Annotated in this window: 11 protein-coding genes; 6 read left to right on the top strand and 5 right to left on the bottom strand. The window is 64.8% G+C overall.

All coding sequences use genetic code 11. The features are described from left to right. Window positions 1–56: 56 nt before the first annotated feature. The 3 genes from lnt (at window position 57) to ON00_RS15825 (ending at window position 4,035) form a co-directional block, all read left to right on the top strand. Window positions 57–1,586: an apolipoprotein N-acyltransferase gene (gene lnt / locus ON00_RS15835; RefSeq protein ID WP_010407464.1), complete on the top strand. Its 1,530-nt coding sequence runs from the start codon at window positions 57–59 to the stop codon at window positions 1,584–1,586. A 76-nt stretch (window positions 1,587–1,662) separates the two neighbouring features. Beyond that, a complete protein-coding gene (gene metK / locus ON00_RS15830; protein ID WP_010407462.1) occupies window positions 1,663–2,886 on the top strand; it encodes a methionine adenosyltransferase in 1,224 nt (407 codons plus the stop codon). Between the two features lie 69 nt (window positions 2,887–2,955). Continuing rightward, window positions 2,956–4,035: a hypothetical protein gene (locus ON00_RS15825; protein ID WP_010407460.1), complete on the top strand. Its 1,080-nt coding sequence runs from the start codon at window positions 2,956–2,958 to the stop codon at window positions 4,033–4,035. Window positions 4,036–4,051: 16 nt separating this feature from the next. On the opposite strand, the gene ON00_RS15820 is transcribed toward ON00_RS15825, so the two are convergent. Further along, window positions 4,052–4,690: a hypothetical protein gene (locus ON00_RS15820; protein ID WP_010407459.1), complete on the bottom strand. Its 639-nt coding sequence runs from the start codon at window positions 4,688–4,690 to the stop codon at window positions 4,052–4,054. Between the two features lie 218 nt (window positions 4,691–4,908). Between ON00_RS15820 and ON00_RS15815 the strand changes: the two genes are divergently transcribed. Beyond that, window positions 4,909–5,661 carry an EAL domain-containing protein gene (locus ON00_RS15815; protein WP_245535586.1) on the top strand — a complete coding sequence of 251 codons (753 nt, stop codon included), beginning with the start codon at window positions 4,909–4,911 and terminating at the stop codon, window positions 5,659–5,661. Window positions 5,662–5,729: 68 nt separating this feature from the next. Further along, window positions 5,730–6,410 (top strand): tRNA (guanine(46)-N(7))-methyltransferase TrmB, encoded by a 681-nt coding sequence (gene trmB, locus ON00_RS15810; protein WP_010407456.1) that lies wholly within the window; start codon window positions 5,730–5,732, stop codon window positions 6,408–6,410. Here the strand turns inward: trmB and ON00_RS19935 are convergent. From ON00_RS19935 to ON00_RS15795, 3 genes are all read right to left on the bottom strand, one after another. Then, a complete protein-coding gene (locus tag ON00_RS19935) occupies window positions 6,407–8,830 on the bottom strand; it encodes a PAS domain S-box protein (protein ID WP_083834123.1) in 2,424 nt (807 codons plus the stop codon). The genes trmB and ON00_RS19935 overlap by 4 nt on opposite strands. Before the next feature lie 334 nt (window positions 8,831–9,164). After that, complete coding sequence (locus ON00_RS15800; RefSeq protein WP_010407449.1) at window positions 9,165–9,437, bottom strand: UvrB/UvrC motif-containing protein; 273 nt, start codon at window positions 9,435–9,437, stop codon at window positions 9,165–9,167. Between the two features lie 35 nt (window positions 9,438–9,472). Then, on the bottom strand, window positions 9,473–10,549 hold the full coding sequence (locus ON00_RS15795) for a GNAT family N-acetyltransferase (RefSeq protein ID WP_040601702.1): 1,077 nt from the start codon (window positions 10,547–10,549) through the stop codon (window positions 9,473–9,475). Between the two features lie 84 nt (window positions 10,550–10,633). Between ON00_RS15795 and ON00_RS15790 the strand changes: the two genes are divergently transcribed. Next, window positions 10,634–11,086 (top strand): DUF2721 domain-containing protein, encoded by a 453-nt coding sequence (locus tag ON00_RS15790; RefSeq protein WP_010407447.1) that lies wholly within the window; start codon window positions 10,634–10,636, stop codon window positions 11,084–11,086. Between the two features lie 3 nt (window positions 11,087–11,089). Here the strand turns inward: ON00_RS15790 and ON00_RS15785 are convergent, their stop codons facing one another. Then, window positions 11,090–12,685, bottom strand: a complete 1,596-nt coding sequence (locus ON00_RS15785; RefSeq protein ID WP_010407446.1) for an amidase — start codon at window positions 12,683–12,685, stop codon at window positions 11,090–11,092. Window positions 12,686–12,701: the final 16 nt, after the last annotated feature.

Below are 12,701 nucleotides of genomic sequence, written 5' to 3'. Positions count from 1 at the left end.
TCCTCCCCGTTCCGGGGAGGATTGCGCGGGGCTCGCTATGCCGCGATAGCGCGGGCATGACCGAACGCCCCGCGCTCTTCTCCTTCCTGCTTGGCGGGATTGCCGCCGTCGGCTTTGCGCCGCTGGAGCTATGGCCGGTGACGCTTGGCTGCGTGGCGGCGTCGCTGTGGATCGTGCACGAAGCACCCGGCATCCGCGCGGCATTGTGGCGCGGGTGGCTGTTTGGTTTTGCGCATTTCCTGATCGGCAATAACTGGATCGCCAAGGCCTTTACCTATCAGGATGCGATGCCGCACGCGCTCGGCTGGATCGCGCCGGGCGTGATGGCGCTGTATCTCGGCGTCTTCCCGATGGCCGCCGCCGGGGTGGCGTGGCGTTTTCGCGGGGCGCGACCGGATGCGCCCTTTGTGCTGAGCTTCGCCGCCGCATGGATCGCCACAGAATATCTGCGGGGGACGCTGTTCACCGGCTATCCGTGGAATCCGCTGTCGGAGATTTGGTTGCCGACCCCCGTCGCGGCGAGCGCCCGGTATTTCGGCACCTACGCCCTGTCGGGGGTCGCTGTCCTCGCGGCAGGGGCAGTTTTGCTCGCCGTTACCCGACAATGGCGGACGAGCGCCGCCATGCTCGCGCTGCCGATACTCCTCGGCGTAACAGCGTTGGAGCAACCGGCCCCCACCCGCATCGCCGCCAACGCCCCGCGCGTGCGCGTCGTTCAGCCCGATCTCGACCAGGAACAGCGCCCGCGCGATGATTATGCCGAGGCCAATTTGCGCCAGCTCGCGCGGCTGAGCGGCAAGCCCGGCCCCGCCCCGCGCCTGATCGTCTGGCCCGAGGGCGCGCTGCGTTTCCTGCCGGAAGATGGCTATCCCCGCCAATATTATTGGGAAGGGGCACCCTATGAGACGCGCCACCGCATCGCCGCGCTGCTGGGCCCGAAGGATGTGGTGTTGACCGGTGGCAATGCGCTGATGTTCGATATGGCAGGCACGCTTTCCAGCGCGACCAACGCAATCTTCGCGCTCGATTCGCACGCGCGCATCCTCGGGCGGTACGACAAGGGGCATCTGGTGCCGTTCGGCGAATATTTGCCCGCGCGCCCACTGCTCTCGGCGATCGGGCTGGCGCGCCTCGTGCCGGGCGACTTCGATTTTTCGGCGGGCAGAGGCGTTGGCGGGCTTGATCTGCCCGCTTTCGGCCGGGTTGGGTTCCAGATCTGCTACGAGATCATTTTTTCAGGCGCGGTGGTCGAACCCGGCCACCGCCCGGCCTTTTTGTTCCAGCCGTCCAACGACAGCTGGTTCGGCTATTGGGGCCAGGCGGAGCATCTCGCGCAAGCGCGGATGCGCGCGATCGAGGAGGGCCTGCCCGTCATCCGCGCCACGCCGACCGGCATCTCGGCGATCATCGATGCACAGGGCCGCGTGCTCGCGTCGATCCCTGCGGACAGGCCGGGCGCGATCGAACGGCCGATCCCGCCTGCGGCTCCGCCCACCCTGTTCGCGCGGTTGGGCAACCTGATAGCACTAATTGTTGGTGCCGCATTCCTCCTGTCGGCAATTGCATTGCGCCGTTTCGCACGATAGGGCGTCATATAAGGAAAGCTTTATATCAGGCATGGCAACGGCCAAAGCTCTCCTCAACCATTGAGGATCTCAACACATGCGTTCCAGTTTTCTCTTCACCTCCGAGTCGGTCTCGGAAGGCCATCCCGACAAGGTCGCCGACCAGATCAGCGACACCGTGGTCGACCTGTTCCTGAGCAAGGACCCCTATGCGCGCATCGCGTGCGAAACGCTGACGACAACCAACCTGGTCGTGCTCGCCGGCGAAATCCGCTGCAAAGGCGTGTATGAAAATGGCGAATGGGCCGAGGGTGCGCTCGCCGAGATCGAGGCGGCCGTGCGTAACACGGTCAAGGAAATCGGCTACGAACAGTCGGGCTTCCACTGGGAAACCTTCGCCTTCCACAACAATCTGCACGGCCAGTCGGCGGAAATCGCGATGGGCGTGGACGAAGGTGCCAACAAGGACGAAGGCGCTGGCGACCAGGGCATCATGTTCGGTTACGCCACCGACGAGACGCCGGGCCTGATGCCCGCGACGCTCTATTACAGCCACAAGATCCTCGAGCGCATGGCGGCGGACCGGCACTCAGGCGCGGCACCGTTCCTGGAGCCCGACGCCAAGAGCCAGGTCACGCTGGAATATGAGAATGAAGTGCCGGTGCGCGCGACCGCGCTGGTCGTCTCGACCCAGCATAAAGCGGGCTATTGCCTGCAGGGCGACAATGCCGATCCGGCGCTGTACGAAGAACTGCACGCTTATGTCTCGCGCGTGCTGACCGAGACGCTGCCCGAGGGCTTCGTTACCGACGCGACCAAGATCTACATCAACCCGACCGGCGCGTTTGAAATCGGCGGGCCGGACGGCGATGCGGGCGTTACCGGCCGCAAGATCATCGTCGACACCTACGGCGGCGCAGCACCGCATGGCGGCGGCGCGTTTTCGGGCAAGGATCCGACCAAGGTCGATCGCTCGGCTGCCTATGTCTCGCGCTACATGGCGAAAAACGTCGTTGCAGCGGGCCTGGCGCGCCGCTGCACGATCCAGCTCAGCTATGCGATCGGCATTGCCGAGCCGCTGTCGCTCTATGTCGACCTGCATGGCACCGGTGCCGAGGGCATTACCGAAGCCAAGATCGAGCAAGTGCTGCCGCAGCTCGTCCGCCTGACGCCGAAGGGCATTCGCGAGCATCTGCAGCTCAACGCCCCGATCTACAAGCGCACCGCCGCTTATGGGCATTTCGGTCGCGAGCCCGATGCCGATGGCTTCACCTGGGAAAAGACCGATCTGGTCGACGCCCTGAAGGCCGCTGTCGCGTAAGAGCTTGCGGTAAATCGCTGACACTTTAGGCTCCCTCGGAATCGCTTGGCGATTCCGGGGGAGTTTTTCATGCGCCTGCTACTGGCTGCGATCGCGCTGTGCGTCGCTGCGCCCGCGATCGCCCAACAGCCCCCGCAATTGAAGCTCGGTGCGACCGAGCCCTATCGCCACAAACCCTCCGGCCTGTCGGTTCCGACCACGCTCGATGGCTTGCAGCGCACGTCTGCGGTCGCCTACGTCCCTGATCTCGACGAGGCGCTGAGTTTCGACAATCCCAGCAATAGCGAAACGCTGACGGTCTATGTGTTCCGCAATGTCAGCGGATCGGTGCCCCTGTGGTTCGACCGGATCGACTGGGTGGCCAGCCACCGCGACATCTATGGCGGGCTGGTGCCGCTGCACACGCCGACCGCGTTCACGCCACCCGGCCAGGGCACTGCCAGCGGCTTGATCGACAGCTACAGCGTCAGCAAGGGCCCGTATCGCAGCACGGCGATCGCCTTCATGCCACTGGGGGCCGACTGGTACGTCTCGGTGCGCTATTCGTCGAAGACCTTGGACGGCGCGACGTTGGAAACGCATATCCGCGGGGTCGTGGCGGCGCTCGGCTGGCCACAGAAGATTGCGCAACAGCCCGCCGCCATACCGGTTGCGGATTGTACGTCCGCGCTCGCTCTGTCCGGGGAGGCCAAGCCGATCAACCGTAGCAAAGCGATGGGCAGCGCGCTGCTGTTCGGTGCCTTGCTGTCGAGCGCATCGACCGACGAGAAGCAGAAGATGGCGAAGGATGAACCTCCGCCACCGCCGGTGACCTGGTGCCGCGACCTCGCCGCCTCGATCGGCATGGGCAGCAGCGGGGTGTATCGCCCGGTTGGCACCACCGATCGCTATCTCATCGCCTATCAGGATGCCGGTCGCGGCCTGATGGTCGAGCCCGACACGCTCTCGGCGCTGCTCGACACCAAAGCGAAGGCATCGTGGTCGGTGACCGAATATGAAGTTGGTGCGGCGGGCAGCTACGTCCCGCGCAACCGCTTGCCGCCCCCCGATCAAGCCCTCAAAATCGTCGGCAAGGAACATTTCGCAAGCAAGGCTACAACCTGGGGCGAAAAGCGCGATATTCAGATTGATAGCGGGGTGATGAAATAGCCCCGCGGTTAAGCCCCTACGGTCGGTTTGACGAAAAAACCGACGGATCAAACCGCGCGGGCGGCGCTCGGCGCGCCTGTTGCTCGCTATCCGGCATGGCCGCCACCGCTTGCGTCGAGGCTGCCTGCACGTTGAAACGCAGATCGTCGGCGAGGTAGGCTGTCACCACCGTCTCGGCGGGCATCCTGCCGCTGGTGCCGTGAATGAACAGCATCGGCCAGGAAATGAACAGCGCACCGCCAATTGCCAGCGCGCCCTGCCCGGTCCCTTGCCGCGCGGTGCGGCCCGACAAGCGGATCGGTCCGTTTGGCGTCTGCACATAATCGAGCCGGATATCGAGCTGGCCGCGCTTGCCGAAATGGCCGTTGCGTTCGGCGCGCATCACTTCGCCCACCGCGATCGACCCGACCGGCACCACCACTTGCCCGCGATAAACGAGGGGTTCGGCCACTTCGAGATAGAAGCGGTCGCCCGCATGATTGTCCTTGGTGTTAAGCTCGGTGCGCGTGGTCAATTGCAGCGGCGTTCCCATCGGTAAATACGCCGTGGTGGAGGTTACCGCAGCCGGAGCCGCCCATTGTACGGTATATTGCGCCTCGGCCATCACAGGGACGCACGACGCGAGGACCACCCCGCCCAGATAAGTGAATTTCATCGATACGCCCCCGTTGCCAATATCGATGATCCTATACTTCTCTTATACTACCAATACTTAGCTTTCCCAATGAAGTTGGCATTAACCATATCGAGTTTACTCCGCCCGGCCTGTCACCGCCACACACTGGCTTAGCGGGAAAATAACCATCGCGCACCGCACCCGTTACGGCCGCGTAGCGTCTATCAATAGACAAGGGTCAACAGAGGAAGCGTCTCTTGTCCGGTCAACACGCACGCCCAACCGATGCGCAGGAGCATGACTTTCACCTCGTCATGGCGTTCCAGCCCATCATGGACGTCGTGGCCAATCGCACCTGCGCCTATGAGGCGCTGGTGCGCGGACCCAATGGCGAAGGAGCCCCGGAAATGCTGGCGCGGGTGACGCCCGAAACGCGCTACGCCTTTGACCAGCAATGCCGCGTGGCCGCGATTCGCCAGGCCGTCGATGCGGGAATCATCGCCTCCGGGGCGTTGCTGTCGATCAACTTCCTGCCCGAGGCGATTGAGGATCCCGTCGCCGATAGCGAGCGCACCTTGCGCGCCGCGCGCGAAACGGGGTTCCCGCCGGAACGGCTGACCTTCGAATTCAGCGAGTGCAAGCGGCTCGACGATGCGCATCTGGAGCGCGTCGCACGCGCCTATCGCAAGATGGGCATGACCACGATCATCGACGATTTTGGATCAGGCGATTGGGGGCTGACGCTGATGAGCCGCTTCCTGCCCGATGCCGTCAAGCTCCAGCCCGATTTGATCCGCGGTTTGTGCGGCAGCTGGGCACGGCGGCTGGTGGTCGAGGAAACCTTTCATCTGGTCTCGCGACTGGGCGTGAAGGTGATTGCCGAGGGCGTCGAGACGCGCGCTGAATATGACAAATTGCGCGGCATCGGTGTGCGCTACATGCAGGGCTATTATTTCGCGCGACCGCAGATCGGGCGGCTCGTGCGCCCCGAACTCGCGCACGCCGCCTGACCGCGCCCACCCCCTCCGGAAGAAACGGCGCTTTGCAGCCGCCTGCGCGCTCGCTAGAGCCTGCGCCGATGACCGATCCGATGACCACCCGCCGCCTCTATGGCCGCCGCCAGGGCCATAAATTGCGCCTGGGGCAAGCCGATTTGGTGGAGACGCTGCTCCCGCAGATCAGCGTGCCCGCCGATGGCCCGCTCGATGCGACCCGCCTGTTCGGCGGCGACCGCCCGCTGGAAGTCGAAATCGGCTTCGGCGCGGGCGAGCATCTCGCGGGCCAGGCGATGGCGCGGCGCGACACCGGCTTTATCGGCTGCGAACCCTTTCTCAATGGCGTGGTCGGGGCGTTGGGCCATGTCCGCGACGAAGCGCTCGACAATGTCCGCCTGCATATGGGCGATGCACTCGACGTGCTCGAACGGCTGCCCGATGCGTCGCTATCGCGCGTCTATCTGTTGCACCCCGACCCGTGGCGCAAGGCGCGCCACGCCAAGCGCCGCATGATCAATCACGGCCCGCTCGACCTGATCGCGGCCAAGCTGAAGCCGGGCATGGAGTTTCGCCTGGGCACTGACGACCCGACCTATTGCCGCTGGGCGATGATGGTGATGGGCCAGCGGCGCGATTTCGTGTGGACCGCCCGCACCGCCGCCGACTTCCTGACCCGCCCCGAGGACTGGCCCGAAACCCGCTACGAACGCAAGGCGCGCCGCCAGGGGCGTGAGGTGTGGTACTTCCGCTACGTGCGGATTTAGGCGGCCCGATCGTCGCGTTGCCCATAGCGTTCGGACGCGATCTCGCCTTTGCCGAGATGCGCCCAGCCCTCCTCCAGGAGCAGCACGAGGCTGAACACTGCCCCACCTTGCGGGTTGTTTTCCGCCCACAATTTCCCGCCATGCGCTTCGACAATAGTGCGGCAGATCGGCAGACCCAGCCCCAAACCGGTGCCGTTCGCCTTGCTGGTCCTGAACGGTGCAAACAGGTTTTCGAGCATGCCCTGCGAAAGACCGCACCCGCTGTCGGACACCGTGATCAGCACGTCGCGCTGACGAATATGCGTTGCCACCACGATTTCCCGGCGGGCCAACCCCTCGGTTGCCTCGACCGCGTTGCGGATCAGGTTGGACATCACTTGCTCGAGCTGCACCGGATCGCCGACCACGAGCAGGTCGGGTCGCACGGGATGGTAAAGCAGCGTCACATCGTGCGCCATTTTGAGTTGCTGCACGCCCGCGCACGCGGCGGCGAGCACTGGCCCCAGTGACACCCGCTCGAACACGACTTCGCCGCTGACCGCAAAGGCCCGCATCTTGCGGATGATGTCGCCCGCGCGCAGCGCCTGATCGCGGGCGGAATCGAGGATCGACAGCAGCGTCGCATCGACCGCGTCGGCCTCACAGAGTTTGTAGCGTCCCGCTTCGACATAGTTGGTAATGGCCGATAGCGGCTGGTTCAATTCATGCGCCAAGGTCGAGGCCATCGCCCCCATCGCGCTCAGGCGAGTGACCCGCAGGAATTTCTCGTTGGCGTCGCGCAATTGCGCCTTGGCCTCAACGTCGCGCGTAATATCGAGGACCAGGCCGAGCAGACGGGGGCGCTCCTCATAAGGATCATACCGGCCATGCAAGCGGATCCAGCGGATCCGGCGATCGGGCATGCAAACGCGCAGCGTCATTTCGAACGGCGCTTCGTCGACGGCGGAGCGGAACAATTTTGTGCGCATCTCGCGCAATTGCGATTGCCCGACGCGGTCGACAAAGTCGGGAAGACGATAGGCACCGGGATGCCAGGGCACCCCGAACAGCGCTGCGCTTTCGGGCGAGTGCAGCGCGCTTTCTTCGGTCAGGTCGATGTCGAACACGCCGACGCCGGCATATTGCTGGGCCAGGCGGAAGCGCTTTTCACTTTCGGCAAGCGCAACCTCCGCCTTCACCCGCTCGGAGATATCCTCAACCACGGTGACAACTTGATCGACCTCGCCTGCGGCCCCGACAATCCTGCTCGACGTCGCGCGGATCCACCGCTGATCGCCGTCCCTGGTCCGGATATGGAGATCGCGCGAGATGATCGGCGCGTCATCGCGCGCGAGTTGCGCCAGCACGTTACGGCTGGCGCTCACATCGGCATCGTCCAAGATCGCGGTATAATGGCTTCCCAACAGCTCTTCCCGGCCATATCCCGCGATCTCGAGGTAGCGTTCGTTCGCGGCGAGATACTCGCCATCGGCCGACAGCACGGCCACGCCGACGCCGGCCTGTTCGAAAATGGCGCGATAGCGCTGCTCGGCATCGCGCGCGCGCTCCTGTTCGCGGCGTTTGTCGGCGGTCGCGGCGAGCACGAACATCGTCGCGGCGGTTGCGGCGACCAGAAATTGCGCCAGGCGCATTTGGCCGCTGGCCAGCTCCCCGATTGCGGGAGGCGCATTTTGCCCCGCAGCCCATAGCGTGATGACTGCGACAATCACCATGGAGGTGGCGGCACCGCGCAAATGGAAGCGCAAGGCAACGATGATGAGCGGGAACATCACCCAGGCGAACGAAGTCGCGCCCGACCCGAAATTGACGGCAGCGGCCACGGCGGCGCAAAGCGCCATCAAGGCAACGAAACCGCACCACTCGATCCGCGTCCAGCGCTCGGCCGGGCGCGCCGCCCACGCCAGAACCAGCGGCGTGGCAAGGATCAAGCCTAGCCCGAACCGCGCGGCACGGTCTTCAACCCCCGCCACGAAGCTCGTCGGCCCGCCCACCAGCATGACCGCCGCAGTCGCCGAAACGGCACCCGCGACGGTCCCGGCCACGACCGCAGCCAAGGTGCCCCACACCGACTTGGGGTCGAGCAGATCACTCGGCCGGATCCGGCACCGCTCGATGATGAACGCCGATGTAAAAGCGCCCAGCGTGAGGCCCGCACCATGCACAACATTTTGCAGAACGGGGTGCGCGGGTTCCGCGAGCACCGTGGTCCCAATCGCGGCGATCGCCACGATCGGCCAATATCGCAAGCCGACGAGGATCAGCCCTGCGACAGCAATACCCAGCGAAAACGATAAAGGCGGAGATGTGCCCGAAACCTGGCCCCAGATTTGCCATAACAGACTGCCGCAGAGCACGCCAAAAAAAACGCACAAACCCGGCACCGCCGCGGAGAAGCTAGATCTGGAAATTGCGGATGCCATGTTTAGTCCTGACCAACGCCACACTGGACCGACAAATTTGCGACCGCACAATATTAACTTAAATACTACATCACTTATACTGCACAAGTCCACAGGATAAACACAAGACTGACCGACACGCCCATTCCGTTCCACAGACTTATCTTGTAAGCGATACGTATCCAGTATTTTTAAATTATACTGCTGAATTTCTACGGAAAAATCAGCACATCTTCATGAAATGCGCGGCAAGGGTGGCCAAGTTTACTCGCCGACGGCCATGTCCTTGAGGGCGTGCTCAGGTGTCAGCCCTTTTGCGGACGCAGCAGCTTTAAGGATGCTGAGTCGCGTCGCCTTAGCGCTTGCGCGACCGCCCTTGGGTCATTGGATCGGGCTTGGGCGGCGGCGTCCAGCCAGGTGGCGGGGTAAGGCGCTGTTGGCTGGAGCCAAGCCCCATCGCGCCTGGCTGTTGTCGCGTCAGCCCTGCGGTATCGGCCGCCTGTGCCGCCTCCGCATCGGCACCGCCGCGCAGCAAGCTGATACGATCGCGCAGCCGCCGCGCTTCCTCGAAATCAAGCGCCGCCGCCGCCGCTTCCATCCGTGCCTGAAGATCGGCCAGTTCGTTCATCGCGCCTCAACGCAGCGCAGGGCGCGTGGGATCCCTCACCCCTGCCCGCTGGCGGACCACCGCCCTTTTAACAGCCGCGCCACGCCCGCCGAAATGCCCGGTCGCACCAGCAGCCAGTCGCGCAGCGCCGGGCCTTGCACCGCTCCGAGCGTCTGTTTGTAGCCACTGTCGCCCGCGCCCCAATCCACCGTTCGAATACCTGCCGCTTTTGCCCGCACCAGATTGCGATACGCGAGCAGCTTGCCCGGCGAATGCCGCGCGACCGCAGGATCATAGCTGTTGGCGATGGCATAGCGCGTCGCGCCGCAATCCAGATCGAAGGAGAAGGCGCTCGGCACCCCCTTGATCGTCAGCAGCGCCGCCGACATCATCCCCGCCAGCTCCGGATCGCGCGCAGCGGCCCGCCAGAACGCGCCGTGGCCGGTGCGCGTGAATTTGGCATCACGCCCATCGGTCTTCGCCCCGATCCAGCTCCGGCCCTCGACCAGCGCGAAGGCGTCGAACGCAACGTCCCATTCCCCCGCACCGACAAAGCGCCAGTCGAGCGCACCATGGTCGGCCAGGTGCTTTTCATGAAAGCGGTTCTTGCGCAGCGTCGATCCGCGCGGCCAGTCCTCCTGCGTCACATCTAGCACGAAGCTATCGGCGACAAATCGATCGAGCACCGCCCAGCCCTTCGCACGGGCACGCTCGAGCACCCCCGCCAGCGATGCATCGCCGTCGCAGACCGGCCCGATCCGCAGCGCATTGACCGAGCGCCCCAGCGTGTCGAGCAACGCGTCGACCGCACGCGGAGCTACCCGCGCGTGCATTGGAAAACTGCGGAACGGCCAATAACAGCCCGGCACCATCGCCACGCGCGCCAGCGCTGGCCCAACACCGACAAACGGCAAAGCGATCACCGCTTCGTCATCGTCTTCCACCACAATCGTGCGCGCCGCGCCGCCATAGGCCTCCAGCGCCGCTGCATACCATTGATAGCGCAGGAAACACTGCGGGACGGGGGCGGCCTCCGCCACCGTATCGATCGCGCCCGACAGGCCATCGAGCACGCTCGCCCGCGTCGGCGACGGCAGGCGCGTGAACTCCGCGAGCAGCATCGGCTTGGTCATGGCGCACGGCGTTAGCATGACTGGGTTACCATTCCGTGCAGAGCGCCGCTTGCGTCGCGCGGCGACACACCCCAAAGTCGGGCGATGTTCTCGATCCCCGCCGTCAACACCATTGCGCAGACGATCCAGCTTTCGCTGTCGCCGGTCTTCATGCTGGCCGGCATCGGGGCCTTGCTCAATGTGCTGGCCGGGCGGCTCTCCCGCGTCGTCGATCGCGCCCGCGCGGTGGAGGACCTTCACCCGCGCTCGGTCGGGCCCGAACATGACCGCCACGTCTGGGAATTGCGCCTGCTCGACCGGCGCATGTCGGTGATCAACGCGGCCTTGGTGATGGCGGTGTCGAGCGCGGTGATGACGTGCCTGGTGGTCGCCTTGCTGTTCGTGGCCGTGCTGATCAAGCTCCACATCGGCACGATCGTTGCGCTGTCGTTCATTCTGGCGATGGGGTTGCTGATCTCCGCGCTGGTGTCGTTCCTGATCGAGGTGCGGATGTCGCTGATCGCGATCCACATCCGCCCGGAATTGCTCGAGCGCTAAGCGCTAGCGCGCGCCCTCCAGCCCCGGCCCGGCATCGTTGGTTGCCGCATAGGTCGGTAGGGCGCGTGCCTTGGCCGCCTGCTCATAGACATAGCCGGCTTGCAGCACCGTCGAATCCCCCATCGCCGTCGCGATGAACGACAGACCGACCGGCACGCCGCGCACCAACCCCATCGGCACCGTCAAATGCGGATAGCCCGAAATGGCGGGGAGTTCGCTCGCGCTCGGTCCGCTGAACTGGTCGCCATAAACCGTGTCCGACAGCCACGGCATGCCATAGGTCGGTTCGACCAGGATCGTCGCCTGCGCCTTGGCGAGCATCGCGTCGATCCCCTCCTTGCCCGCCAGCCGCCGCGATTTCGCGCGCGCGCCCAGATATTCGGGGTCGGCGAGGCCGCGCGTCTTCTCCGCCGCTTCGAAGGTCTCCTGCGCGAAGAACGGCATTTCGGTCGCGGCGTTGGCGGTATTGAAGGCGATCACATCGGCGAGCGTGCGCGTCTTCACCGCAGCGGGCGTGGTCGCGAGATAGGCATTGAGATCGGCCTTCAACTCGGTGTGCAGGACCAAGGATTCCGCTTCGCCGATTCCGTTTAGCTTGGGGGCATCGACGTCGACCAGCACCGCGCCCTGCGCCTTCAGCAACGCAAGCGCCGCCGCATAGTTGCTCTTGAGAAGATCGGGCATCTCGGGATGGAGCACCGCTACGCGCACCCCCTTCAGCGACGCGCGCGCGAGGTCGCCTGCATAACTGTGTGCGATCGCATAGGCGATATTCATGCTCGCCGCATCAGCAGGATCGTAGCCGACCATGGCATCGAACAGGAGCGCCACGTCGCGCACGCTGCGCGCCATCGGCCCCGGCGTATCCTGGCTGTGGCTGATCGGCACGACATAGGTGCGGCTGACCAGACCTAGCGTGGGTTTGAGGCCGACCAGCCCGTTCATCGAGGAGGGGCACACCACCGATCCGTCGGTTTCCGTTCCAACCGCCGCCGCCGCAAAGCTCGCCGCCACCGCCGCGCCCGATCCGCTCGACGACCCGCACGCCGTCCGATCGAGCGCATAGGGGTTGCGCACGAGCCCACCCACCGCGCTCCAGCCGCTGATGGAATGGGTCGAGCGGATATTGGCCCATTCGCTGAGATTGGTCTTACCCAGGATGACCGCGCCCTGCGCCCGCAGCCGCGCCACCAAAGGCGCATCGCGGCGGGTGACATTGTCCTTCAGCGCCAGGCTGCCCGCCGTCGTCGCGATCGGATCCTTGGTCTCGATATTGTCCTTGATCAGCACGGGCACGCCATCGAGTGCGCCGAGCGGCTTGCCCGCCTGACGCCGCGCATCGCTCGCACGCGCTTGCGCCAATGCATCGGGATTGGTCGCGATCACCGCGCGAAGGCTCGGCCCCGTGCGATCCATCGCCGCAATCCGCGCGAGATACGCCTGCGTAATCGCCGCACTGCTCGTGCCGTGCGCCATCATCGCCTGCAACTGTTCGATCGACGCCTCTTCGATCGCCGACATCGCTGGCCCCGCGACTTGGGCGGTCGCCGGTGCAGCCGCCACCGCACACAGCACCAACGAAGCGATAGAGATCCGCATCAGTTCCTCCAGTGTC

The sequence above is a fragment of the Sphingomonas echinoides ATCC 14820 genome (assembly GCF_000241465.1).
Classification (GTDB): domain Bacteria; phylum Pseudomonadota; class Alphaproteobacteria; order Sphingomonadales; family Sphingomonadaceae; genus Sphingomonas; species Sphingomonas echinoides.
The sequence above is the reverse complement of the archived record's forward strand: the minus strand, read 5'-3'. Positions and strand labels throughout refer to the sequence as shown.